The sequence below is a fragment of the Peptacetobacter hiranonis genome, from assembly GCF_008151785.1.
In the GTDB taxonomy this organism is placed as follows: domain Bacteria; phylum Bacillota; class Clostridia; order Peptostreptococcales; family Peptostreptococcaceae; genus Peptacetobacter; species Peptacetobacter hiranonis.
In genome coordinates this window covers 1,438,790-1,465,586 of sequence record NZ_CP036523.1, presented here as the reverse complement: position 1 = coordinate 1,465,586, position 26,797 = coordinate 1,438,790, and the positions used below count along the sequence as shown (strand labels likewise).

The window sequence follows — 26,797 nt, the reverse complement described above, 5'->3', positions numbered from 1 at the left end:
TATAATTACATATATTAAATGAAGCTCAGTCAAATCAAGGATTATAGAAGTTGTTGATAAAAGTAAAATAGAAAATGATAAATAAATGATAGTAATTATCAAATAAAAGGTTGATTTAATTTTAGGCATGTAGTAATATAATAAACGTAGAAAACAATAACGATAATCAATATCAATAAAATACAAATAATAAATACTCAAAATATAAATAATTGATACAGAGAGGAGAATAAAGAAATGAATAATATATCATGTCTAAGATGCAGTATAAAAGGAAATATAGGATTACAGTGTTCTTTAGTTTTATCAGGGATAAAACCTTCAAACTTATTAATATATAGCAATCATTGTGAAGGGTGTATATCAGAAGAACTTAAAAATACTGGTGCAGAACATATGAAATTATATACTGGGTCAAAAGAATCTGTATCAATAATTTTTAACAGAGAAAAGCTAGAAAAAGCACTTTTAGATGAGGAAAACAGAGAATTTATAAAGCAGTATGGATACGAAGATTTTAGTGTTAATTCAGTTATTGAAAAACTAGCAGGTAGATATACTGAATTCAAAGAAGGAAGAGCTGAGTTTCCTCATGAAATGGGTATAGTTCTTGGATATCCTCTAGAAGATGTTTCAGGGTTTATAGAAAATAATGGAAAAAATTATCTATACTCTGGATATTGGAAAGTCTACAAAAATGCCGAAGAAAAAATTCGGTTATTTAAAACATATAAAGATATAAAGAAATATTTTGTAGAACAAATTGAAAATGGCAAACAGATATATCAGATTTGCTTTGAATGTAGAAAGTTTGCTGAGATAGCTGCATAAATCAAAAAAATACATAGAATGTGGCAAAATAAAAATTTTATTAACTCAAAGGAGGAATTGAAAAATGGTTAAAGTTGTTTACTGGAGTGGAACAGGAAATACAGAAAGTATGGCTAATATGTTAGCTGAGGGAATAAAAGGAGCAGGAAATGATGCAGCGTTATTTAACGTTTCAGATATAGATAAAGATACATTACTAGAAGATACAGTATTTGCACTAGGTTGCCCATCTATGGGAAATGAAGAACTAGAAGAAGGAGAAATGGAGCCTTTTGTTGAATCTTTAGAAAGTGAATTATCTGGTAAAAAAGTAGCTCTATTTGGATCATACGGATGGGGATCTGGAGAATGGATGCAGACTTGGTCAGAAAGAATGACAAATGCTGGAGCTGAAGTAATAGGCACAGTTATAAGTAATGAAGCACCTACAGCAGCTGAAGAAAAAGAATTAAAAGAGCTAGCAGATAAATTAGTGAAAGCATTATAATAAAAAATAAAATATATCTAGCATAAAATGAGCACCCTATAAGAGAAAATCTCTTCAAAAAGGGTGCTTTTTCTTTTATTAAAAACTATACTTTTAAATATAAACTAAAAATAGAAAATATATTTAAAATATTTAAATAAAATATAAATACTAGATATTTATCGCTATTAGAATTTAGTATGTATTGTATTTGAGAATTGAATGAGGAAAGACAAAACCTTGTTGACTATATATAGCTTGAGCGTTATATTCAATGTGTCGGCAGCTTGTGCAGTAAAGTTTCTATATGAAATATAATAACTTACATAGCTTTAAAACAGGGGTATTGAATAACAAGCATAAAATTATACTGAAAAGGGATGATAGTTATGAATAAAAAAGCTGTAGCAATAGTTTGTGCAATATGTATTATAGGGGCTGTAGGATACGGAATGAGAGATAAATTCGGGAAAGATCACTCAGACGAACCTAGTGTAAAAAAAGAAGAAAAAACTGAAGACCTAAAAGAATATTCTGATGACCACATAGCTTTAAATGATTTAAAAGAAATAAAAGCTGATGTATTAGACGCAAATATAAACATAAAAAGATCAGAAGATAACAAGTTCTATATGTCTTACAACTTTGAAGGCGAAAATGGAAAGGATCCTCTTGTTTATAAAACAGAAGGCGATAACGGGGACAAATTAGTTATAAAAGACAAGAGAAGAGACGATCCAAATAAAGAAGGAGACTTCGAAAAGAAAGACACTAAAACAGAAAAAACAGACAAAGATAAAAAAGACAATGCTGACACAAATAAAGAAGAATCAAAAGATAAAAAAGAAGTTAAAAACAATATAACAATATATGTTCCAGAAGGAGCAGAATTAAAGAAAACAAAAGTAGACTTATTATCAGGTAAAATAAGTGTTGAAGATTTACATTCTAAAGAATTAAAAATAAAATTATCTTCAGGTGATGTAGATTTAAATAGATGTTTAATAAAAGATTCTGGAGTAGAAGTATCAGACGGTAATATAACTGCAACAGAAAGCAAATTTGAAGGAAAAACTGTTCTAGAATCATCAACAGGTGATTTAAGTGCTAAATTTATGAAAGAAGATTTAGACCACATGAATATAAATGCAGATACTACAGCTGGTGTAGTTAAACAGAACTTAGGTGGAAGTACTTCAGAAGATGAATACTCAAGCAATAGTTCTTACGTATGGAAAGCTAAAGATCCTAAACATTCATTAGAAATGTATACAGTTGACGGAGATATAAGCTTAGACCTTGTAAATAAAAACTAAAAAAAGTAAAAATTAAAACCATAAAGTAAAAATAAAGAATTAATTAAAAGGATACACACTTGCCGATTAAAAATCACACTGTAACAGGTGTGATTTTTTTGTTGAAAAAAATTCTCAAAAGGTATATATTATAGCAGTAGAGATTCGACAAAAGTTAAAGATTTAGAAAGGAATAGAAAGTATGACATTAAAAGATTTACCAATTGGGAAAAGCGCTCAAATAGTGTCAGTTGGTGGAGAAGGTCAGTTAAGACAGCACTTCTTAGACATGGGATTAATTCCAGGAGTAGAAGTAAGTGTTGTTAAATACGCTCCTATGGGAGATCCTATAGAGCTAAAAATTCATGGATATGAACTGACAATAAGACTAGCAGATGCGGAAAAAATAGAAATAATAGAAAATCATCACCATAGAGCTAAAAAAGATGAAAACTTAGAAGATATGAAGATAAAGAAAGTTCTTAATATAGAGAAAGACCATCCAGGCTATGGTGAGGACGGAAAATATCACGATAAGAAAACAGAAAATCCTCTACCAGATGATGAAGTTCTTACATTTGCACTTGTTGGAAATCAGAACTGTGGAAAAACAACATTATTTAACCAGTTAACAGGATCAAACCAGCACGTAGGTAACTTCCCAGGGGTCACAGTAGATAGAAAAGACGGTGTTATAAGAGGATACAGTAATACTCTAATAACGGACTTACCTGGAATATACTCTATGTCACCATATAGTAGCGAGGAAGTAGTAACAAGGGAATTTTTATTAAATAATAGACCTAAAGGAATAATAAATATACTAGATGCTACAAACATAGAAAGAAATTTATACTTAACAATGCAGCTACTAGAGTTAGATATACCGATGGTTGTAGCTCTTAATATGATGGATGAGCTAAAGAAAAATGACGGTTCTGTATTGGTAAGTGATTTAGAAGAGCTACTAGGTGTGCCAGTTGTCCCTATTTCAGCAGCTAAGAATGAAGGGATAGATGAGTTAACTAGACACGCTGTTCACGTTGCAAAATACCAAGAACAGCCTCTAAGACACGATTTCTGTACTCCAAAAGGGGAATTACACAGAGGATTACATGCAGTTATGCATTTAATAGAGGACCACGCAGAAGAAAAAAATATACCAGTTAGATTTGCTGCGACAAAAATTGTTGAAGGCGATAATAGAATTTTAGAAGAACTTGAGCTTTCAGATACAGAAAAAAGAATATTAAACGACATTGTAAAACAGATAGAAGAAGAAACAGGACTAGATGCATCTGCGTCTATAGCTAAGATGAGATTTGAATTTATACTATCTGTATGCGATGCTACAGTTATAAAACCAAAAGAGAGTAGAGAAAGAGTTAGAAGTAAGGAAATAGACAAGTTTCTAACAGGAAAATATACGGGAATACCTATATTTATAGGAATAATGGGAATAATATTCTGGCTTACATTCAATGTAATAGGAAGTTTCTTACAGGGATTATTGGAAATGGGAATAGCTTCTTTGACAGAGGTTGTAGATCAATTCCTTACAAATTCTAATGTAAATGATGCACTACACTCACTTATAATAGAGGGTATATTCAACGGTGTAGGTGGAGTGCTTAGTTTCCTACCTATAATAGTTACACTATTCTTCTTCTTATCAATCCTAGAAGATAGTGGATATATGGCTAGGGTTGCATTTATAATGGATAAACTTCTTAGAAAACTAGGATTATCTGGAAGAAGTATAGTACCTATGCTAATAGGCTTTGGATGTACTGTTCCTGGGGTCATGGCGAGCCGTACATTGCCTTCAGAGAGGGATAGAAAGGTAACTATACTATTAACACCTTTCATGAGCTGTACAGCTAAATTACCGATATATGCATTCTTTACAGCGATATTCTTCCCAGATAATGGAGCATTAGTAATGATAGGGCTTTATGTACTTGGAATGGCTCTTGGAATATTAATGGCATTATTAATGAAAAAGACAATGTTTAAAGGCGAGGCAGTTCCTTTTGTTATGGAACTTCCAAATTACAGATTACCTGCAGCTAAAAACATAATGCACTTACTATGGGATAAATCAAAAGATTTCCTACAGAGAGCATTTACAGTAATATTCTTAGCAACAATGGTTATATGGTTCTTACAGAACTTCGACTACAATTTCAACATGGTAGCCGATTCACAACAGAGTATACTTGCTCACATAGCAGGAATGATGGCTCCAATATTTACTCCAGTAGGATTTGGGGATTGGAGAATAACTACATCTCTAATATCTGGATTCTTAGCTAAAGAAAGTGTTGTATCATCATTAACAGTTCTTTTCGGAAGCACAGATGCATTATTAAAAACACTTACAACTGCTGGAGCTGGATCATTATTAGTATTCTGCTTATTATACACTCCATGTGTTGCTGCAGTAGCATCTATAAAGAGAGAATTAGGTTTAAAATGGGCTATAGGTGTTGTTTTATGGCAGTGTTTATTAGCTTGGCTTGCTTCATTTGCAACATATTCAATATTAACATTAATAATTTAACAAAGTTGTTGTATTATATATAGAAAACGGTATCTCAATTGTTTTAATTTTGTCATTATTTGTCGTTAATGTCCTAATAGAAGGGGTATAATTATATATGAGGGTGATTTCAAAAATTTCACAAAATATAATAACTTCAATTTTAGGAGGACTCAAAAATGAGATTAGATGGTAAAGTAGTTCTTATAACAGCATCAACAAGAGGTATAGGCCTTGCTTGTGTAGAAAGATTTGCAAAAGAAGGAGCAAAAGTATACATGGGTGCAAGAAATCTAGAAAGAGCTCAGGGAGTAGCTGATAGATTAAATGCTGAAGGATGCAAAGTAGACATAGTTTATAATGATGCAACAGAAAAAGAATCATATCAGACTATGGTAGATGAAGTAGTAGCAAAAGAAGGAAGAATAGACGTACTAGTAAACAACTTTGGTACATCTAACCCTAAAAAAGACTTAGATATAAAAGAAACAGAATACGAAACATTTATAAAAACTGTAGATATAAATTTAGCAAGTGTATTTTTAACTTCTCAGGCTGTAATACCTCATATGGCTAAAAACGGTGGAGGAAGCATAATAAATATATCTTCAGTAGGTGGTATACGCCCAGATATATCTCAGATAGCTTACGGAACAAGTAAAGCAGCAATAAACTACTTAACAAAAATAATAGCTACTCATGCAGCTAGAGATAACGTAAGATGCAATGCTGTACTTCCAGGAATGACAGCAACTGATGCAGTAAGCGATAACTTAAGTGATGATTTCAAAGAATTCTTCTTAAAACATACTCCTATAAAGAGAATGGCAACTCCAGAAGAAATAGCAGGAACAGTATTATACTTTGCTAGTGATGATGGAGCATTCACAACAGGACAGGTTGTTGACGTATCTGGTGGATTCGGAATGCCTACACCAGTATATGGCGATATGATAGAAATGAAGAGCAGAAGATAATTTAATATAAAATGAAAGGTTAGGCGTTTTAAGTAATGCCTAACTTTTTTTTATTTTAAAATTCAAATGAAATACTTTCTAAAATAATCTGAATATATAGTAAAAATCTATATCAAATGATATAATTAAAGAAATTAGAGTGATACTGTTGTTATTTAAATATAAAAAATATTAATAAAGAAAAAACTTAGGAGATATTTAGGAAAAATGAAAATAGATAATATAAGAGAATATAAATCAAAAGATTTGGATAATATAATGGAAATTTGGGTAAATACCAACATAGAGGCTCACAATTTTATCGATGAAAATTATTGGAGAAATAATTTTGATATGGTAAAAGAGATGATGCCTAGTGCCGAGCTATATGTGTTTGATGAAGACGGAGAAATTAAAGGGTTTGTAGGTCTTATGGAAAATTATATAGCCGGAATATTTGTGAAAGGTAATAATAAATCTAAAGGTATAGGAAAAAGTCTTTTAGATTTTATCAAAGAGAAAAGAGAAGAACTAAATCTTAGTGTTTATGAGAAAAATACGAGGGCAATAGAATTTTACAAAAGGGAAGGATTCGTTGTTGTAGATAAAAATATAGAAGAGGACAATGATGAAGTAGAATTCTTAATGTCTTGGAGCAAGTAAGTTTTATAATTATTTAAATTTGGTTTTAATTTTAAAAGGTAAGGGGAAAGTTTCAATGTATTTTAATTATAGAGGAATAAATATTCATTACGAATGTATAGGAGAAGGTATCCCATTTTTTATGATTCATGGGTTTGAATGTGATAAAGAACTTATGAAGGGCTGTATGGAGCCAGTTATGGAAAAATATGATGGATACAAAAGAATATATATAGATTTACCAGGAATGGGTAAATCAGAGTCTGCAAGTTGGATAAGCTCATCAAACTCTATCTTGGATATGCTTTGCGAGTTTATTTCTGTAATAGTTGCTGGCGAAAAATTTATAATTGCTGGAGAATCTTATGGAGGATATCTTACAAGAGGGATATTGTCTAGATTTACGGACAGAGTATATGGAATGTTTTTAATATGCCCACTTATACTGTCAGATTATAGCAAAATGGATATAAGTAGAACAAATTTAAAATTTATGGACGACAATTTCTATGAAGAAAATAAAGATGATGAAGATTTTAAGGAATTTATGAAAAATGCTGTAATAGTAAATGAGTACACATATGAAAGATATAAAAATGAGATATTATGTGGATTGAAAATAGCTGATTCTAAATTCTTAAATCAGCTTAGTAGAAATTACCGGTTTCCATTTGATGTTGATGAAAAAGTACAGAATATGAGATTTGATCAGCCAGTTACGATACTATGTGGAAGACAGGATAACAGTGTTGGTTATAGAGATTTATTAAAAATTTCAGAAGACTACAAAAGATGCAGTATTTCTGTTGTGGATATGGCTGGGCACAATTTACAAATAGAAAGACCGGAAGTATTTAATCTGGAACTACAGGATTTTTTAAAAAGAGTAGAGATAGAAATAGAAGAGCAGAAAGCTAAAAAAGAAGGGGACTACTCTAATATGAAATATTCTAAACATAGAAGATAAAGATATTTAAACCTAAAGGGGTGATAGATATGGAAATAATGGGCTTTGTTATTTGGGTAATCTGTGGATTGTTGTTTGTAGGGATAGGAATTTACGATTATATGTCTAAGAAACAGGTAGGATTCTGGGCGAATTTTGATGTTCCAGAAGTTGAAGATGTTATAGGATTTAATAAGGCAGTTGGAAGGTTGTTTATCACTTATGGAGTAGTTTTTATTTTGATAGGGATACCGCTGATACCGAGTATTTTCTATAAGAATGTACTTTTAGTGTTTATTCCTATCATTGGCACTGTTTTTGAAACAATTTGGCTTATGGTCTATTTTGTTATGAAGATAGAGAAAAAATACTATCCTAAAAAGGTTTATAAAAAGAGATAAATCAAAATTTATATGTTAATAACTCTCAGGGATTGAAGACATAGACAAACTCCTCTCCAGCTTCGACGTGTGTACAAGTAAATAGTTCTGTTACAAATCAACCTCACGTCTCCAGATTGTCGAGAGAGTTTTGTCTATGCACTTCAATCCACCAAGTTAGTTATTATACCTATAAAATTCGATTTGAGCAGAGCCTGCGGATAATCGATGTAATATTTTCAACAAGTCTTTTTATTTTAATATGTTATAAATTTACTAGCTTGCTAAAGGATGATTAAATCAAAACTTTACAAAGCTATTTATAAGCTACAGCATATGAGTATATAGACAAAATCACTCGACAATCTGCAGACGTGTATTTTAAATACAACAAAGTATATTACTCACACACACGTCGAAGCCTGGAGAAGATTTTGTCTATATACTCTTTGCTGCTCTTAAAATAGATATTCGGTAAACTCCACCATGTCGACCTCTACTTGTACATATTGGAATACCTGCAGAGCCTAGAGAATCAATATCTCTGTGGATAGTTCTGGTAGAAACTTCAAATATCTCAGCAAGCTCTTTTACTGGAGTAGTTCCGTTTTTTAAAAGGTAATATAAAATTTTAAAAAGTCTACTATCACTCATAATTTTACCTCTCCAATATTAAAAAATTAGTTATTATTATTTGCTATTCAATAATTTCTTTAAAGAATTTTTATTTAATAAGCTACACGATTCAAACTTACCGTTTAAAAATGCAGCCCAGTTATTAAACACGCAAGGAAGATTTTTAGCTTTTTCAAGAGAATCAACTAAAATAATATTTACGTCAATATTGTTTTCAGAGCAATAACTACTTACTTCCTCAATAGAATTCACAACAAACGGACATTGATGAGAGTAGTATATAGTCAAAATATCTTCATCTATACTCATTTTCTTAGCGGAATCAGAGAAATGAGGAATATTTTTATCAAGAATATCAGTATTATCAAAAATTAAGCCTAAAAGTTCATACTCGTTGTTTATAGAATCTAAAACTTTAAATCCATACTTAGCAAAAAATTTCTTATCAGATAAATAAGGTTTCTTTTTCTTTGAGCTAAGAACACATATACCAGATTTCCCTCTATTCTTAGCGTCTTCTATACAATAATTTAAAAGCTCATTTGCATATCCATTGCCTTTAAAAGATCCAGCAACCCAAAGACAGTGAATATATACAAAATTTTCTCCTAAAATAGGAACCCACGCGTCTTCAATATCACAGTACTCGATAAAAACTTTACCTCTCTCATTTAATTTCCTAAAAACATGAGAGCTGTTAAACTGACTTTTTAACCATTCCTTTTTACAAGATACTCCAATTTGATGTTTTTTATCTGAAATTGCACAGCAAATATGTTCACTATCTATATTATCTAGCGTTAAATTTATAAAAGTTTTATCCATATAAATTCCTCCTAATAAAAAAATAATATAATAAATTAAAAAAATAATCTAAATCTTATTATTACTACAATTAATTATAACATTTAAATCATGACAAACGATGTCATATTTAATAAATTAAAAAAGACGAAAGCATTGGAAAAACAGAAAACTTATAAAATGTCACTAGTGCATAATGCCAAAAGTGTCATTAGTTTGAATTGAAAACGATATCACAACAAATTATAATAAAATCAAGAAAAGAAAAAGTGATTGGCCAATCATACTACATAGAAAAATCGAAATAATAAATACTAAAAAATGAGCAATCGAAGGGTGGTATGATTATATGAAAGAGAAAATTCAAGTAATGGGACGTTTCCTTAGTGGAATGGTAATGCCAGTAATAGGGGCGTTCATAGCATGGGGACTTATAACAGCCTTATTCATAGAAACTGGATGGGCTCCAAATGAAAGACTAGCAGCATTGGTATCTCCAATGTCTACATTCTTACTTCCACTATTAATAGCATATACTGGTGGAAAAATGGTACACGGTGAAAGAGGAGGAGTAATCGGTGCAATAGCTACTATGGGTGTTATAGTAGGTGCTGATATTCCAATGTTTATGGGTGCAATGATAATGGGACCTTTATCAGCTTGGATAATGAAAAAATTTGACCAGGCAATAGAAGGAAAAGTTAAAGCAGGATTTGAAATGCTTGTAAACAACTTCTCATTAGGTATATTAGGTGCAATATTAGCAGCAGTTGCGCTTTTAGGTGTAACTCCACTTGTTGAAATGTTAAACTCAGCAATGGAAGCAGGGGTTAATTTCTTCGTACAGAGAGGACTTCTTCCATTAGCAAGTATACTTATAGAACCAGCAAAAGTATTATTCTTAAACAATGCAATAAATCATGGTATATTCTCTCCAATGGGAATACAGCAGGTTGAAGAAGTTGGTAAATCAATATTCTTCCTACTTGAAGCAAACCCAGGACCAGGTCTTGGAATACTTCTTGCATACTGCTTAGCAGGTAAAGGATCAGCAAAAAGTTCAGCACCAGGTGCAGTAATAATCGAATTCTTAGGTGGTATACACGAAATATACTTCCCTTACATATTAATGAATCCAATATTAATAGTAGCGGCAATAGCTGGTGGAGCAACAGGTGTATTTGTTAACCAGATGTTAGGTTCAGGATTAACAGCTCCAGCATCTCCAGGTAGTATAATAGCTATACTTGCAATGTGTCCAAAAGGTGGATACCTTCCAGTATTAGCAGGTGTTGCAGCAGCTACAGCAGTATCATTTGCAGTTGCACTACCATTATTAAAATTCGCAGGTAAAGATGCAGATTTAGAAGAATCACAGAAAAAAGTAAGTGATATGAAGTCAGAAAGCAAAGGTATAGCAGTAAATGCAGAAAAATCAGAAGTTAAATCAGCTTCAGAAGTACATAAAATAGTTTTCGCTTGTGATGCAGGTATGGGATCAAGTGCAATGGGTGCAACAGTTCTTCGTAAGAAATTAAAAGAAGCGGGAATAGAAGATATAGAAGTTGTTCATGCTCCAGTTTCTTCAATACCAGCAGATGCAGATATGGTAGTTACTCATCATGAGTTAGGAGAAAGAGCAGCTCATAGTAATCCAAATGCACAGTTAGTTCTTATACAGAACTTCTTAGGTGCTCCAGAATACGATGAAGTAGTGGCTCAGTTAAGTAAATAAAGAAAATAATGGCTGTTGCATATTTTGCAGCAGCTTTTTTTCGTCTAAGTTAAAATAATATCCCTCTTGCTCTCCAGACTTCGACGCCTCGTCCATTAAACTAACACATTTAAATGTTACGAGGCGTCTATAGATTGTCGAATTGAGAGGGGTATTTATTTTAAAAATAACCAAAGAATAATCTCTGCAAAATATTGCATACAGCCATTATTTAATAAGTAGATAATTATTTTATATAGTAGAAAAAATTCTGTTTAAAATATATAATGAATATAAGGAAATAAAAATCTGCGAAACATTTAATATTAAAAATTGTGTTTGATATATAAAATTATAATGTGTATATAAATTTGTGGGGAGTAAATTTATGATAACAGTAAGAAAATTAAAATTAACGATAATTAATGATGATGAAACAAAAAGAAATGAACAATATAAATTTATAAGAGATTCACAATATGCTCAGTATCAGGGATTAAATTTGGCTATGAGTGTATTAACAAATGCTTATTTATCTTCTAATAGAGATATAAAAAGCGATTTATTTAAGGAAACTCAAAAGAACTTAAAAAATAGTAGTCATATATTTGATGATATTACATTTGGTAAGGGTACAGATAATAAATCTCTTATAAATCAAAAGGTAAAGAAGGATTTTAATTCAGCTATAAAAAATGGACTAGCTAGAGGAGAAAGAAACATAACAAATTATAAAAGAACTTTTCCATTAATGACAAGGGGAACAGCTTTGAAATTTTCTTATAAAGATGATTGTTCAGATGAGATAATAATAAAATGGGTTAATAAAATAGTGTTTAAGGTTGTAATTGGTAGAAAAGATAAAAACTATTTAGAATTAATGCATACGTTAAATAAGGTGATTAATGGAGAATATAAAGTTGGTCAATCAAGTATATATTTTGATAAGAGTAATAAACTAATATTGAATTTAACTTTATATATACCAGAAAAGAAAGATGATGACGCTATAAATGGTAGGACTTTGGGGGTAGATTTAGGGATAAAATACCCAGCCTATGTATGTTTAAATGATGATACTTTTATACGCCAGCATATTGGAGAAAGCTTAGAGTTATCAAAACAAAGAGAGCAATTTAGAAACAGAAGAAAAAGATTACAACAACAATTAAAAAATGTAAAAGGTGGCAAGGGTAGAGAGAAGAAACTAGCAGCTTTAGACAAAGTAGCAGTATGTGAAAGAAATTTTGTTAAAACATATAATCATACTATAAGTAAAAGGATAATTGATTTTGCTAAGAAAAATAAATGCGAGTTTATAAATTTAGAACAATTAACTAAAGATGGATTTGATAATATAATTCTTAGCAATTGGAGTTATTATGAACTTCAAAATATGATAAAATATAAAGCAGATAGAGAAGGTATAAAAGTTAGATATGTTAATCCAGCATATACATCTCAAAAATGTAGTAAGTGTGGGTATATAGATAAAGAAAATAGACCTACTCAGGAAAAATTTAAATGTATTAAATGTGGTTTTGAGCTTAATGCGGATCATAATGCAGCTATCAATATTTCAAGATTGGAAGAATAATATTTATATAATTTTTAAATAATAATGGTTCTATAGGCGATTTAGCGTCTAAAGGTTGAGGGATAAGACAAAATGGTTAAGGTTTCGACCAACTAACTACTTATCCACTCGATAAACGGTAAAAACTCATACTAATATTCTTTATAGATAACGTGGTATGACATTCCAAGAATTATATAAATTGTCGACCTTAGATAATGTAAAATACCTAGGAGATAGACAAAATGAGATATTGCAATAGTTGGATCTGTTTTTTATCAAGAAGGACTATTTTTTACTTTAGAAAATATATGTTTATTTGTAGGTAGACAAATAGTATATCTGTATATGTTGCAATTGCTAGGTTTAATATATAACGTATTTGATTAGAACCATATTGGAATGTAAATATGATGGAATAGAAAAGGATGCAATGAGATTGATGCATTTGATTAGAACCATATTGGAATGTAAATATTATATTATTTTTAAGAGTTACAGTTTCTGGTTTAATTTGATTAGAACCATATTGGAATGTAAATGCATCTGTTGTTCTGCAGCTTTTTGTTCTTCTTCTGTCATTTGATTAGAACCATATTGGAATGTAAATAAGTAATTGAAAAACTCAAAGAAGTGTTTAACGTTGATTTGATTAGAACCATATTGGAATGTAAATTTAAAACAGTAAAGCCACGCATTATTTCGGGTCCCAATTTGATTAGAACCATATTGGAATGTAAATTTTGATAATCGTCGAACTTATCATCAGCATAGGTTGAATTTGATTAGAACCATATTGGAATGTAAATATAGATATTAGCAAAATTAAAAATAAAGATGATATGATTTGATTAGAACCATATTGGAATGTAAATTAGAGATTATATCGAGCAAGATAGACAAAGATATGAGGATTTGATTAGAACCATATTGGAATGTAAATCATCTTGTATTCGATACAAATAGAAGAATGGATATCATTTGATTAGAACCATATTGGAATGTAAATGTTATAGAAAACTGTAATAAAGTTATAATGAAAGTCATTTGATTAGAACCATACTGGAATGTAAATTATGTATTGCATATTGTTGACCAAGGTCCTATTGAATCTGACTAGAACTATTTTATGACAATTATGCAAATTAATATTTTTTAGCCAAGAAAACCAACATACGAAAGTTTTCTTGGCTATTATTTTAAATACTATTCCCTAGACTGCATTTGTTCTATTAATGACTGTTGTCTATATTTTCTAATTGACCAAGTTGCCAAAACAAACTCTAAGATAAATAGAACTAATACGAATAATCCCATATCAAATATAGGGAACTGATAAGGAAGTACTCTACCTGCAAAAGCTGCAGTACTTACTTTTCTACATGCGACTATAGAAATAGGAGTACCGACAATCACCGTAACAATTGTTGCAGCAAACAAGTAACATAGACCTTCAGTTACATACATTTTGTAAAGTTGTTTTTCAGTTAAACCTATAGAACGTAAAATACTATTTTCTACCTTCCTAGATATTTGATTAGATAAAGTTGTATTAATTAGATTAATAACACCAAATAAGAAAATTAACCAAGATAAAATTTGTAACCCACCAAATGAAATCTCATTAACCATTTTCTCATATTCAACTCTGTCTTTAAACTTATCCAAAGATAAATTATTACTTTCTGCAACAATATTATCTAGTGTCTTTTCTACAGATTTTTCTTTTTCAGGATCTATTACAACACTCCAAGAATAATTATAATTATCTACATTTGGAAATAATTTATTAATAGTTGATTTTGTAGTAAAGAACTGAGTTGAATCAATGGCTAATTTATCATGTCCATTTGTTACTTTAAGATGATCATAAAGACCTGAAACTGTTACTGTAATAGATTTTTCATCTAAAATTAAATTCACTTTAGAACCTACCTTTATTTCTGGAAAGCGATTGGATATAAGCTTAGCGACTAAAATACTATTAGAATCAGTAGGCATTTTCCCTTCTATAAGATAATCTTGTATTTCAGAAAAATTTTCATCAGTGATAATATCACACATTCCAGCTATACCAGAGAAAGTTTTAGAACTTGTCATCCTAGCAAAAATAGCTTCACGATCTTCAATAACATCTGTAACTCCATCAATAGATAATATTTTTTTCTTTAAATTATCATTCAAAGGATTACCTGATGAGAAAAGTTCTATTTCAGATATATCTGAATCCACATAAACTCTATAATCACTATTTGGGAAATACTGTCTTACAAATTTTTCTGGAGAACGTGTTAAGAAAACAGCTGATATAATTAAAAGTAATATACCTCCAAAGCTTAAAGAAGCTATTATAGATACCATTCTTTTCTTATCTCTTTTAAAATTTTCAACTCCCATAGAAATAGGATTTAGCTTAATATTCTTTCTCCTAGAAGTAATAGTATTATCTGAATTGAAAGAGAATGTTACTGCTTCGATAGGTGAAACTTTGGTAGCTATTTTCACTGGTTTTCTAATAGATATAGATACCATAATCCAACATACAATAATACTTAGAATAGCTGCGATTGCATACATAAGAGGATCAAATCCTTTTGGAAGCATTATATAGCAAGTTATACTGGCCATTAAAACACCTAATAATATTCCTATGCTTGCAAGCCAATGACCTTCCTTTTTAACCATTTTTCTTACTTGTTTTGAAGTAGTACCAATAGTACGAAGTTGTCCGTAATTTTGTATTTTATCATTGATAGATATACGGAAAATACTCTGTATTACTACATATCCCCCTGCTAATACAAGTATTGATATTATGAAAAGGGAAGAGAATGAAGCTCTATTTTCGTAAAATTTAAAGTAGTTTGTATTCATTGAAGGCATAGAAAGATTAAGTTTTTCAGATATTTCCTTACATTGAGTACTCATAGTATCTTTATTTAGATGAGTATCATTTTTGAAATGAACATAAGCACGATATCCTTTTTCATTATATCCATTTAGTGATTTTAATGTAGCTTTTGATATCAAGAATGAATAAGTACTTGATTTTTCATCATCTAAAGAATCAACAAGACCTACAATCTTATATTTACCTTTTAAATTTTTACTATTTAATTGTATAAAATCACCAATTTTTTTGTTTGAATTGTATTTTGATAACCAACCATTACTTACAGCAATTTCATTTTTCTTTAAAGGAATCTCGCCAGATACCAGATTTAACTGGTTTCTAGCAGTATATATCATATCTTTGTCGCAGTATACATAAGAAGCATTGTATCCGTTGCTATCACGTTCTTCACCAAAGATATAATATTCTCCAACTCTAGCAAATTCTGGAAGATTTTTTAAGTCCGTTACATTTTGCTCAGTTATATTTGTATAGCAGGCTTCATAAGTGTCTACAGCCTTATCTCGTTGTATTTTGATTAAAGATGTAGTTAGATCCATTGAAAGACATACCAAAAATGTTGATAAGACAACGGATATAATTACCATTATGTTGCGACGTTTTTCGCTTTTCATATTTTTCTTAGCTAATTTTTTTACTATGTTATTAGTATCATTTTCAAAAGGCCATTTCATAGTCATCACCTCTTTACTAACTTAATTATCTCAAGGACTCAATTATTGATAGCTCATTTTGATGTTTTAAAGACATATTAGAAATAATCAAACTTAAAAAAATAACTATTAAAGAATAAATAAAAGTAATCATTAATGGAAAATGATAGTTTAAATAACTCATTAAACTATTTTTAAGTATCATACAAACAATATATCCAACACAACCTCCAAGTATAACTGATAAAACTAACCCAGATACAACAACTATTAAAGTTTCAAAATAAACCATTTTAAATAACTGTGATTTTGACATTCCAACAGATCTCATAAGGGCAAATTCTTTTCTTCTTACCAAAACACCAGTTAAAATTGTATTTAAAAGATTCATTATAGAGAAGCAACCAATCAAAATGATTATTGATATAAGAACAAGTTTTGAACTCTGTAGAAAGTTTTCATTTTGAGAAATAGCACTAGATAAACTATTATATCCAAGCTTTGGATTTAATAATAAAATTTGCTCAATATCCTTTTCTGCTAAATTTTCAAAATTATTATCAACTTTTACAACATATTGATATATTAAATTAGCATCAGATATTCTATTCATAGAATCTACGGGGAGAATGAGCATATCTATCTTATCACCATTATTTTCAATTTTACTTTCGTCTAGGACAGCTGCTATTTCAAAATCAACATTTCTTGAAGTGTTTCCATCAAAAATTTTCAAGGTTACAATATTACCAATTTTTGCTTTGAATCCAAAATATTCTTCAAAATCAGAAGGTCTACCTACAACAATTTTATCTTTTGATGATAAATCATAATATTTAGGCAGTGATTTTTCGTTATTACATTTTTCTAATAGTGGCATATCTTCTTTATAAAAACCAATAATTTCTGCATCAGATTCATTAGATTTTAAATTATTGGAAGCAGGAAGATGTTTATCTATTTCAATTTTTTTTAATCCAGAAATTTGTTTTAACTGTTTATAAACTTCTTCTGTAAGAGGATTATTAACTTGTATTTTTTCTAATGGATTTTCTCTTAATTCAAAGTCATTGATTTTAATTACAAACTGACCTCTTTTAAAACCAGACAAAGACATTTCTCTAGCATCTATTGATGAAAGTATAGAAGAAAATCCTATAAGCAATACACCAGTAAGTGAAATAGATAATAATGTTAATAAGTTCTTTTTCTTGTAGCGTATAAGTTGATTACATGCTAAAGAAAAAGGAGTTAGTTTATTAAAATTATGTTTGTAACTTAATTGATTATTAGATTCAAATTTAGAAGCTTCTATAGGAGAAACAGTAGATGCTATTTTAGCAGGTTTTCTTATTGATATTCTAACAGTAATATAAGTTAATACTATTACAACTGGAGAAATCCACAGTAAGTTAATAAATTTAAAACCTTTAGGGATAAGTAAATATGAAAATACAACTCCCAATATTAGACCAATAGGAATTGCTATTATCGCAAGTAAGTTTCCCTCTCTATTTATAAGTTTTTTTATTTGCTTTGAAGTCATTCCAATAGTTCTAAGTTGACCATAACTTTTAATTGAATTAATAATAGATATATAAAAAATACAGTATATTACTAATACACTAGCGATTATTATGATTGCTAAACCTACTATTGCTGATAGAATCATTAAAATAGATGGTTGGCTAAGTTTGATAAAGGCTTCGTTAAAAGAAGGTGATTGATTCATATTATTATCTTTTAATATACTTAAAACTAAATTTTTAATGTCATTTGAACTAGATAAATTATTAGAATTTACTTTTAACATTACAGCTGGAGATAATTTATTCCAACCATTTAATTTATCAAAATACTTTTCAGAAACCATAGCTGCATATAATGATCTATTCGTACCTTTTGTAGATGTTTTTAAATATCCAGTTATAGTAAATTTATTATTAGTAACCTTATCTGAAAATGGAATGGTAATTTGTTCGCCTATTTTAGCATTGATATTTTGACTCGTTAAAAACTCTTTTTCAATTAATATTTCATTTTCTTTTGTAGGCATCTTACCTTCAGAGATAGATAATCCATTTAAAGCAAGACTATCCTTGTTAGAAAAGGATACATTCAATCTGTCTTTATTAAATTTTAAGCTTTCAATATGTGAAGTAAGTCCACATGATTCAACACGTATATCTTTAGATAAATTTTCAAACTGTGAATGTGTTATATTAGGAATTAAAGCATGATAAGAACCAGTTATGCTGTTTCCACCATTTTGATTCACTACGATAATTCCTGATAAAAGAAGAAGCACAGAAGAAATTAAAAAAGTAGCTAATGAAATTGCAAATATACTAAGCCTTTTCTTTAAATGATTATTTTTTAGTTGAGCATAAGAGAGCTTTTTTATAGAGTATTGCGTATCATTTTCAAAAGGCCATTTCATAAAAACACCTCCTATTCAACAATCTTTCCATCCTCAATCCTAACAATCCTATCTGCAAGCTGAGCAATATCGTTATTATGAGTAATCATAACAATAGTCTGATTAAACTTAGTACTACTATTTTTCAAAAGTCCTAAAACATCAGCACTAGTCTTACTATCAAGATTTCCAGTTGGCTCATCAGCTAAAATGATAGCAGGCTTACTTATTAACGCTCTAGCTATTGCAACACGTTGCTGCTGCCCACCAGATAGATTATTTGGCATACTTTTTAACTTATCTTCTAAACCAAGCATACCTACAATCTCGATTAAGAAGTTTTCATCAACCTTATTACCATCAAGCTCGACGGGAAGTACGATATTTTCATAAACATTAAGTATAGGAACTAGGTTATAATTCTGAAAAACAAACCCAATATTTCTGCGACGGAATATTGTAAGTTCTTCATCATTTTTATTAGCTAGGTCATCACCACGAACGATAACTGTACCAGAAGTAGGTTTGTCTAGTCCTCCAATCATATGTAGAAGAGTAGATTTACCACTTCCAGAAGTTCCAACAACTGCGACAAATTCGCCTTCTTCAACAGAAAAATTAACATCGTCTACAGCACGAGTAATATTTGGTTCAGTTCCATAATATTTTTTTAGATTTATAGTTTGTAAAATACTCATAATCAAAACTCCTTTCTATTTTTATTTACTTATATTCTAAAATCAAAATGTTACACAAATGTCCTAAATATAAATAAAAATCTCCAAAAAAGTAATAGAAATGTTACAAATTTTGGAGATTTCAAAAATAATTTATTTTATTGACATACGAATATGATTTTATTGGCGTACTGGCAGCATAATTGAAAAAATAGATCCTTTATCTACCTTGGAATTAACTTTGATATAGCCACCTTGTTTACTTATAATTTCTCTGGATAGGTATAATCCAATTCCAACACCAGGTTGGTCATGCACGTTTTCTTCTCGATAAAATCTTTTAAAAATAGTGGCTTGATTGCTTTCTGAGATTCCTTTTCCATTATCGGCAATTTTTATCTCTGCGTACATTTCATGTTTTTCTACAGATACGGAAATTTTACCACCAGGTTGAGTATATTTGACTGCATTATCCAAAATATTAAAAATAGCTTCAGATGTCCACTTGCTGTCAAAATATAGAAATAAATCATTTGGACATTCTACCGATACAAAGATATTTTTCTTTTCAGCAGAGTAGATAATTCCACTCATAGCTTGAGCTATAGTGTCGTAAATTCTATTTTTAACCTTTTTAAAATGTATAATACCTGTTTCTAAGCGAGAAGTTTTTACTAAAGCATTAATTAAAAAATCTAATTTATCTGTTTCAGTCTGTATCCCATTTAAAAATTCAACTTTATCATCATCAGATATAGGAACAGTTAGCATTGTTTCAGTAACCATTTTTAAATTGCTAATAGGAGTTTTTACTTGATGAGATATATCCGAAATTAAGGATTGTAGCTCATTTCTCTCTTTATCGAGTCTATTTTTATTTTGTTCAACTATTAAATACAATCTTGATAGATGATGATTTATTTTAGAAAACAAGGTATCCTCATCTTTTATATTAGCTGGATTATATTTACCATTGACAATATTATCTATTAAATCACATATATCAGATGTAAAAATAGATAACTTTTTGCTTAGAATTCCAACTAAACAAAACATCCAAAATATATTGCATATTACAAGTGAAAAAGTAATTATCATAACTATGGATTGTTTAGAGATAAGAAATCCAACAAAACCAATTATTAAAGTTGTTATAATTGACAAAAATTGTATGAAGTAGAATAAATTTTTGTCGCTGATATTAAATTTATTCATTACCTTCACCACCAGTCCATTGATAGCCCATACCGTATATTGTTTTTATGTAAGGTGCGCCACCATCAGATTCTATCTTGCTACGAATACGGCTAATAGAAGTAGTTAGCGTGTGTTCATCTATATACTTACCTTTGATATCCCAAAGTTTTTCTATTAAAGTCTGTCTAGTTAAGACAAGTTTTTTATTTTTACAAAATAAATTTAAAATTTTGTACTCCATTGGTGAAAGGTTTATAGAATTTCCATTTAGACTTGCTACTTGCTCAGAAAAATCTAAGAATAATCTTCCATCATCATAGATATCATTTTTAGGTTTATTTCTTGAAAGTATATTAAACATAGCTTTGATTTTTCGCTGCAATGCACTAATTACAAATGGTTTGGTAATATAATCAATTGCTCCAACTTCATATCCTCTAATCTGATCACTTTCCTGGTCGTTAGCTGTTAAAAATATTATCAAAGTTTCTTCGTGTATTGATTTTATATAATCGCATAAATCATATCCATTTCCATCGGGAAGATTTATATCTAAAATTGCTAAATCAAATTCATTTTTTTCAATTGCATCTTTTGCAGATTTTACATTGAAGATAGAAGAAACATCATATCCATCAGATGTAAGGTTATAAGTGAGCATTTTATTTAAGAATTTATCGTCTTCAACGATTAAAATTTTTCGCATAACATCACTTCCTTGAGTTTTATTTTCTATTTTAAATTATAAATGTCCGTTAATTGTTACAACAAGAAATTTTATAAAAATTATATCATTAAAATAGTTTTTGTAAAATAAGAATATTAATCTTATAAAAAGTAAATAATAAAAATGAGAATATCTTTTGTTGAATATATAAAAATGATACTAAAAAAATAAATAATAGTATCAAAAATAGAAAAAGTAATATTAAAATGATATAATTATAAATATAGGGAGAGATAAAATGAGGGAATATGATTCAGTTAGTGAAATATTATCTACTATCAAGGAGAGTGTATCAAAGGGAAAATACTTTATATCTTTAAATAAAAATAGAGGAGATAACATAGCTTTTAGAAATAAATATGAATTAAGTAGCAAAGATCAAAAGCAAATAATATTAAATTTAACAGAAGAAGACTATGAAAAAAGTGTTAGTAATTATAAGGAAGGGTATGAAAATGAAAAATTACATATATTTGGGCCTATTTTAAATCTCAAAAATGAAGAAGGAAAATCGAAAAAAGTACAAGTATATATAAAATTTAATATCATAAAAGATAATGATAATTTAGTAGTAGTTGTATCTTTTCATGAAGCAAGAAGACCTATGATACTAGCGTCTTGTAAAAATAAGTAAAGGAGAGGATGTTATGAGTTTTAGTTTTTGTGAAGAATGTAGAAAAATGGTAGAGTATAAAATTGAACATAAGGAAATTACAGAATACTTAAAGGGAAGCTGTTACACTTATAATGGTGAAATAGCAACTTGTAATGAATGTGGAGCAGAGGTTTATGTACCAGAGGTACTCGATGGAAATATGGAAAAATTGTATTCTGAATATAGAAAAAAGAATGGGATATTAAATAAAGAAGAAATAAAATTAATTCCAGAAAAGTATAAAATAAGTAAGAAAAAATTATCTCTTATGTTAGGTTGGGGAGAAGCAACATTTACGAGATATTATGATGGCAAAACACCATCAAAGAGATACTCTAAAACTTTAGAAAAAATATTAAAAAATCCAAATGAATATTTAAAAATTTTAGAGGAAAATAAAGAGAAGTTAAAGAGTAGTGAGTATTTAAAGAGTAAAGAAGCTGTTATGAATTTGATTAAATGCGAAAACGAAAAAAAGATACTTTTATTTTCTAAATATATAATAAAAAAATGTGGGGATGTAACTCCATTATCACTTCAAAAGATGCTTTATTATGTACAGGGATTTTACTATGCGTTTTTTAATTCATTTTTATTTGAGGAAGATTGTGAAGCTTGGATACACGGACCAGTTTATAAAGATGTATACGATAGATTTAAAGATTATAGATATAATCAGATAGAAAGTGAAGAAAATTTAGATGAATTACTATTTACTTCATTAGAAATATCAATATTAGATAGTGTTATAAAAAACTTTGGATGTTACAGTGGAAAAATTTTAGAAGAATTTACACATACAGAGAAACCATGGTTAGTAGCTAGAGGAAATATACCACAAAATAAAAAATCACAAAATATTATAAGTAAGGAATCGATAGGAGAATATTTTATTAGTGTAAAAAATAGATACTCAATGATTAATCCTAGTGATATAAAATACTACTCTAAAGAGATGTTTAATACATATAATTAAAAAAGGATAATATGTATTATAATAATAAATAAAAATAAAGACAAGAGAAATAACTGCTTTATAGCGACAATTCTGCAAGCGCCCCATACCTATTGATTTACATAAATAGATGGGGCGTTGAAGCCTGGAGCACAGAGCAGTTATTCTCTTGTCCTTTTCTATTATATTTTATAATTCATTAATTGTATCTCTTATATCCGTATTACATATACGCTTTATAGGATAATAGACAGCCAAAATAGAAGCTCCTACCACAAACAAGAAAATAAACACAAGTGAAGTGACAGGTAGCGTCCATTTAGCATAGGCAAAATGAGAAGAAATCAAAAAGTCGTAAATAAACTTACTAATAGGTAACCCTATAACGCATCCAATAAAACATCCACATAATGAATATGTAAATGCTTCAGATGAAATCATTCTCACTATCTGCTTATTACTAACACCTATAGCACGCATAGAGCCATACTGATTCATTCTTGCACTGACACTCATCGAAATACTATTCATAATATTTAACACAGAAACCACTATGATAACTGCTAAAAATCCGTAGATAAATAGTTTAAAAGCAAAGAAAGTAGCTGATGTGTCTTGATCTCTCATGTCATTAAAAATATATCTATTATTTAAAATATTTTCTATTGATAAAATATCTTTTTCAGAAAATGCTCTTGAAGTTTTAATCATAACTAAAGAATAATCTGACATGCCTGTAAGATTTTTAAAAACTTTATCAGATGCGATAAATGTTATTTTTCCATCTGAAACTCCATCTTGAGAAAATGGGTTAAGTTTTAATCTACCAGCTATCTCAAAGTTTTTGCCATTAAGAAGTATTTTATCTCCAATATTTACATTATTTTTATCATCTGATATTGCAAGAACATAGTTACCTTTTGAAAATAACTTGGACAAATCACTGCCTTTTTCTAATAAATCGTCTTTTTCAAGACATTCTAGGTCGAAATTTCCGTATGATATTAAATCAGATTTATTATTTACATCTAGATTTTTTCCTAAATTTGTAGGAACATCAAAAACACTTCTACGAGCAAATACTTTTTGAACGCCGTTTATCTTTTCTAATTTTGATATTAAATTTCTATCCACCGAATTAGTTCCATCTTCACTCGATATAGATAAATTATATGAATTTGAAAATTGAGGAACTATATGCTCTACAAAATCTATCAAAACTGAAAATGATAAGAATAGAATAATGCTCAATGCAAAAGATCCAGACATAATCCACATATTTTTCTTTCCAGATGTAGCATGATTAACCCCTAAAGCTGTTTCTATTTTTAAGAATCTACTATTAATAGATTTAGGTTTATTTTCTAAATTGGATGAATTTGTATTAACAGCGGTAATAGGGGAGATTTTGGATGCTTTTTTAGCAGGTGAGTTTGAAGAAATCAACACTGTCACAACTCCTAAAACAATCCCACTTATAATCCCAATATAACTTATTTTAAACATTGGTATTGTAGAAAATTCAAATCCTACAAAATATTTTAATATCCCACATAGTACCCAAGTACACAATATTCCAAGAACTAAACCTATTGGAATACCTATCTTACACCAATTTAAAGCTTCTAATCTTACAAATGTTTTTATTTGCTTTTTACTCATTCCTATACAGCTCATCATTCCAAAAAATTTTATTCTTCTCACAACTGTACTATTTATACTACTTGAAATCATGAGGATACTAGCTATAGAAACTAGTATAAATAGGAAAATAGCTACAGAGAATAAACTTTGAACCGTTGAACTATTTTTTAATAAATAGTCTATATTAAAATCAACATGAGTAGAAGCAAGATTTTCATATTCCATTCTAACTCCCATTTCAGCCATACTAAAAATAGCTGTAACTAAGAAAACAGAACAAATAATACACATTATAGTAAGTCTATTTTCTCTTTTATGTATTTTAGAAGATATAGGTATTAAACTAAGATAACTTTTCATAATTAATACCTCCCAAAATCTGTAAGAACACCGTCAGATACTTCAATTATTCTATTTGCAGCTTGTGCAATTCCATTACTGTGAGTAATCATTATAATTGTCTGTTTGTATTTTTTAGCAGCATTTTTTAATAAAGTAATAACCTCGCTGCTATTTTTAGAATCCAAGTTTCCTGTTGGTTCATCGGCTAATATTAGAGCTGGTCTAGTTATTAAAGCCCTACCAATAGCAACTCTCTGTTGTTGTCCACCAGATAACTGACTAGGAAGATGATTTCTTCTTTCAGTCAAATTTAATACAGAAAGTATTTCCTCAAGGTAGTCCATATCTGTTTTCTTATAATCCAATAAAATAGGGAAGATTATATTCTGCTCTACAGTTAGCTCTGGAATTAAATTGAAATTTTGGAAAATAAAACCTATATTTCTTCTTCTAAAGATAGTTAGTTTTTCGTTATCCATATTAAATATATCGTTTCCGTCTATAAATACCTTTCCAGATGTAGGAGTATCTATCCCTCCAAGTATATTTAGAAGAGTACTTTTACCAGATCCAGACTCTCCAACTATTGCTACAAACTCTCCTTTAGAAACAGAGAATGTAGCATCTTTTAAAGCTTCTACTTTTGTATCTCCAGCACCGTAAGTTTTAGAGATTGATTTAACTTCTAATAAATCCATATTTATCAACACCTCTCTTTATTTGATACTGAAAGTTTAACATCTAAACATTACTCAGATATTACTTCAATCCTACAATTTTGTAGGAATTGAAAAATTAATAGTGAATTTAGTGTAGTGACCTAAGCTACTATCAACCTCAATAGTCCCATTATGTTCTTCAATTATAGATTTTGCAAGGGGTAGACCAAGTCCTATGCCCTGAGTATCTTTAGAAAATCTACTTCTATAAAATCGCTTAAATATGTGATGTAAATCTTGCGGATGTATGCCACTTCCGTTGTCCTTTATAACAATTTGTATTATAGTAGGTAATTTTCTCCACTCAACATTTATGCTGTTTCCAGATTTTGTATGGTCAAATGAATTTTTTATAATATTTTCCAATGCCTCAATTAGCCAAGATTTATCACATAATATTTCCATATCATCTCCGGTAAATGTTAGAGATTTATCCTCTGATGAAGCTCTATATGAGAAGTCATTTTCTATAGAGTACATTATATCAGAAAGATTTTCTGGATTTTTTTCAAAAGCTAATGTACCAGCATCGAGTTTAGTTATTTTAAGCAAGTTTTGTACTAGGTTTTCTATTCTGTCTAATTCTTTTTCTGATAGATTTGAAAACTCTTGAATTGTATCAAGTCCATCTGCTTCACCTTGAATTATTCCGTTATAAATATTTAAACTAGCAATAGGAGTTTTTAGCTGATGAGATATATCAGAAATTGTATTCTTCAAAAATACTTTGGACTTTTCTTCATTTTTAGCATTTGCATTTAATATTGATACTATTGAATTTATCTCATGAAATAATTTGTATATGCTGCCCTCATAATTGCAATTTATTCTAGCATTTTGGTTTCCATTTATATAAGATTGAATCTGTTTGCTTGCATTATTTATGATTTTATCTTGTTTTACAAAATATTTATAGACGAGATATATCATAAGTAAGCCCATAATCAAATAATCAGCCATTATAAATAGATAAGTATTTGATTTAATACTAAATAATATAAAAAGAGCAGTTACATTAAATACAATTAGAATGAAAATAAGTTTTTTAAAAAGAGATGATATATCTTTGTCTGATAATATATTCATCATACTTTGTTTCTTATCCAT

At 29.2% G+C, this 26,797-nt stretch carries 22 protein-coding genes and 1 CRISPR repeat array; of the genes, 12 read left to right on the top strand and 10 right to left on the bottom strand.

Annotated elements, in window-relative coordinates:
• The first annotated feature begins 237 nt into the window (after positions 1-237).
• From KGNDJEFE_RS06920 to KGNDJEFE_RS06885, 8 genes are all read left to right on the top strand, one after another.
• Positions 238-831 (top strand): DUF3793 family protein, encoded by a 594-nt coding sequence (locus KGNDJEFE_RS06920; RefSeq protein ID WP_006440222.1) that lies wholly within the window; start codon positions 238-240, stop codon positions 829-831.
• Between the two features lie 64 nt (positions 832-895).
• Positions 896-1,318 carry a flavodoxin gene (locus tag KGNDJEFE_RS06915; RefSeq protein ID WP_006440223.1) on the top strand — a complete coding sequence of 141 codons (423 nt, stop codon included), beginning with the start codon at positions 896-898 and terminating at the stop codon, positions 1,316-1,318.
• Between the two features lie 368 nt (positions 1,319-1,686).
• Positions 1,687-2,613 (top strand): DUF4097 family beta strand repeat-containing protein, encoded by a 927-nt coding sequence (locus tag KGNDJEFE_RS06910; protein WP_040410444.1) that lies wholly within the window; start codon positions 1,687-1,689, stop codon positions 2,611-2,613.
• Positions 2,614-2,794: 181 nt separating this feature from the next.
• Complete coding sequence (gene feoB, locus KGNDJEFE_RS06905; RefSeq protein WP_006440225.1) at positions 2,795-5,155, top strand: ferrous iron transport protein B; 2,361 nt, start codon at positions 2,795-2,797, stop codon at positions 5,153-5,155.
• A 158-nt stretch (positions 5,156-5,313) separates the two neighbouring features.
• The gene (hdhA, locus tag KGNDJEFE_RS06900; protein WP_006440226.1) at positions 5,314-6,111 is read left to right on the top strand and encodes a 7alpha-hydroxysteroid dehydrogenase; all 798 of its coding nucleotides are present in this window, start codon (positions 5,314-5,316) and stop codon (positions 6,109-6,111) included.
• A gap of 207 nt (positions 6,112-6,318) precedes the next feature.
• Positions 6,319-6,753 (top strand): N-acetyltransferase, encoded by a 435-nt coding sequence (locus KGNDJEFE_RS06895; RefSeq protein WP_006440227.1) that lies wholly within the window; start codon positions 6,319-6,321, stop codon positions 6,751-6,753.
• A gap of 55 nt (positions 6,754-6,808) precedes the next feature.
• Positions 6,809-7,699, top strand: coding sequence for an alpha/beta fold hydrolase (locus tag KGNDJEFE_RS06890; protein WP_050754658.1), 891 nt, complete (start codon positions 6,809-6,811; stop codon positions 7,697-7,699).
• Between the two features lie 29 nt (positions 7,700-7,728).
• Complete coding sequence (locus tag KGNDJEFE_RS06885; protein WP_006440229.1) at positions 7,729-8,079, top strand: hypothetical protein; 351 nt, start codon at positions 7,729-7,731, stop codon at positions 8,077-8,079.
• A gap of 417 nt (positions 8,080-8,496) precedes the next feature.
• On the opposite strand, the gene KGNDJEFE_RS06880 is transcribed toward KGNDJEFE_RS06885, so the two are convergent.
• Both KGNDJEFE_RS06880 and KGNDJEFE_RS06875 read right to left on the bottom strand, forming a co-directional pair.
• Positions 8,497-8,712: a helix-turn-helix transcriptional regulator gene (locus KGNDJEFE_RS06880; protein ID WP_006440230.1), complete on the bottom strand. Its 216-nt coding sequence runs from the start codon at positions 8,710-8,712 to the stop codon at positions 8,497-8,499.
• Positions 8,713-8,748: 36 nt separating this feature from the next.
• Entirely contained in the window at positions 8,749-9,519 is a 771-nt protein-coding gene (locus tag KGNDJEFE_RS06875; protein ID WP_006440231.1) for a GNAT family N-acetyltransferase, read from the bottom strand.
• Between the two features lie 328 nt (positions 9,520-9,847).
• Here KGNDJEFE_RS06875 and KGNDJEFE_RS06870 point away from each other — a divergent pair, with 328 nt between their 5' ends.
• Positions 9,848-11,233, top strand: a complete 1,386-nt coding sequence (locus tag KGNDJEFE_RS06870; protein WP_006440232.1) for a PTS mannitol transporter subunit IIBC — start codon at positions 9,848-9,850, stop codon at positions 11,231-11,233.
• A 367-nt stretch (positions 11,234-11,600) separates the two neighbouring features.
• Complete coding sequence (locus KGNDJEFE_RS06865; RefSeq protein WP_050754659.1) at positions 11,601-12,809, top strand: RNA-guided endonuclease InsQ/TnpB family protein; 1,209 nt, start codon at positions 11,601-11,603, stop codon at positions 12,807-12,809.
• A 359-nt stretch (positions 12,810-13,168) separates the two neighbouring features.
• A CRISPR array of direct repeats spans positions 13,169-13,863; the repeat unit is 30 nt; unit sequence ATTTGATTAGAACCATATTGGAATGTAAAT.
• Positions 13,864-13,994: 131 nt separating this feature from the next.
• Here the strand turns inward: KGNDJEFE_RS06865 and KGNDJEFE_RS06860 are convergent.
• The 5 genes from KGNDJEFE_RS06860 to KGNDJEFE_RS06840 form a co-directional block, all read right to left on the bottom strand.
• Positions 13,995-16,376, bottom strand: a complete 2,382-nt coding sequence (locus tag KGNDJEFE_RS06860) for an ABC transporter permease (protein ID WP_040410446.1) — start codon at positions 16,374-16,376, stop codon at positions 13,995-13,997.
• Positions 16,377-16,401: 25 nt separating this feature from the next.
• On the bottom strand, positions 16,402-18,795 hold the full coding sequence (locus KGNDJEFE_RS06855; RefSeq protein ID WP_006440235.1) for an ABC transporter permease: 2,394 nt from the start codon (positions 18,793-18,795) through the stop codon (positions 16,402-16,404).
• An 11-nt stretch (positions 18,796-18,806) separates the two neighbouring features.
• Positions 18,807-19,472, bottom strand: coding sequence for an ABC transporter ATP-binding protein (locus tag KGNDJEFE_RS06850; RefSeq protein ID WP_006440236.1), 666 nt, complete (start codon positions 19,470-19,472; stop codon positions 18,807-18,809).
• A 159-nt stretch (positions 19,473-19,631) separates the two neighbouring features.
• Positions 19,632-20,666, bottom strand: coding sequence for a sensor histidine kinase (locus tag KGNDJEFE_RS06845; RefSeq protein WP_006440237.1), 1,035 nt, complete (start codon positions 20,664-20,666; stop codon positions 19,632-19,634).
• Positions 20,659-21,354, bottom strand: a complete 696-nt coding sequence (locus tag KGNDJEFE_RS06840) for a response regulator transcription factor (protein ID WP_006440238.1) — start codon at positions 21,352-21,354, stop codon at positions 20,659-20,661. Before KGNDJEFE_RS06840 ends, KGNDJEFE_RS06845 begins: the two co-directional genes overlap by 8 nt.
• 259 nt (positions 21,355-21,613) lie before the next feature.
• Here KGNDJEFE_RS06840 and KGNDJEFE_RS06835 point away from each other — a divergent pair, with 259 nt between their 5' ends.
• Together KGNDJEFE_RS06835 and KGNDJEFE_RS06830 are read left to right on the top strand one after the other, a co-directional pair.
• Positions 21,614-22,009, top strand: coding sequence for a hypothetical protein (locus KGNDJEFE_RS06835; RefSeq protein ID WP_006440239.1), 396 nt, complete (start codon positions 21,614-21,616; stop codon positions 22,007-22,009).
• A gap of 13 nt (positions 22,010-22,022) precedes the next feature.
• Positions 22,023-23,006 (top strand): type II TA system antitoxin MqsA family protein, encoded by a 984-nt coding sequence (locus KGNDJEFE_RS06830; protein ID WP_006440240.1) that lies wholly within the window; start codon positions 22,023-22,025, stop codon positions 23,004-23,006.
• A 168-nt stretch (positions 23,007-23,174) separates the two neighbouring features.
• Here KGNDJEFE_RS06830 and KGNDJEFE_RS06825 read toward each other — a convergent pair whose 3' ends face one another.
• The 3 genes from KGNDJEFE_RS06825 to KGNDJEFE_RS06815 form a co-directional block, all read right to left on the bottom strand.
• A complete protein-coding gene (locus KGNDJEFE_RS06825) occupies positions 23,175-24,989 on the bottom strand; it encodes an ABC transporter permease (RefSeq protein WP_006440241.1) in 1,815 nt (604 codons plus the stop codon).
• A 2-nt stretch (positions 24,990-24,991) separates the two neighbouring features.
• On the bottom strand, positions 24,992-25,669 hold the full coding sequence (locus KGNDJEFE_RS06820; RefSeq protein ID WP_006440242.1) for an ABC transporter ATP-binding protein: 678 nt from the start codon (positions 25,667-25,669) through the stop codon (positions 24,992-24,994).
• A 72-nt stretch (positions 25,670-25,741) separates the two neighbouring features.
• Entirely contained in the window at positions 25,742-26,797 is a 1,056-nt protein-coding gene (locus KGNDJEFE_RS06815; protein ID WP_006440243.1) for a sensor histidine kinase, read from the bottom strand.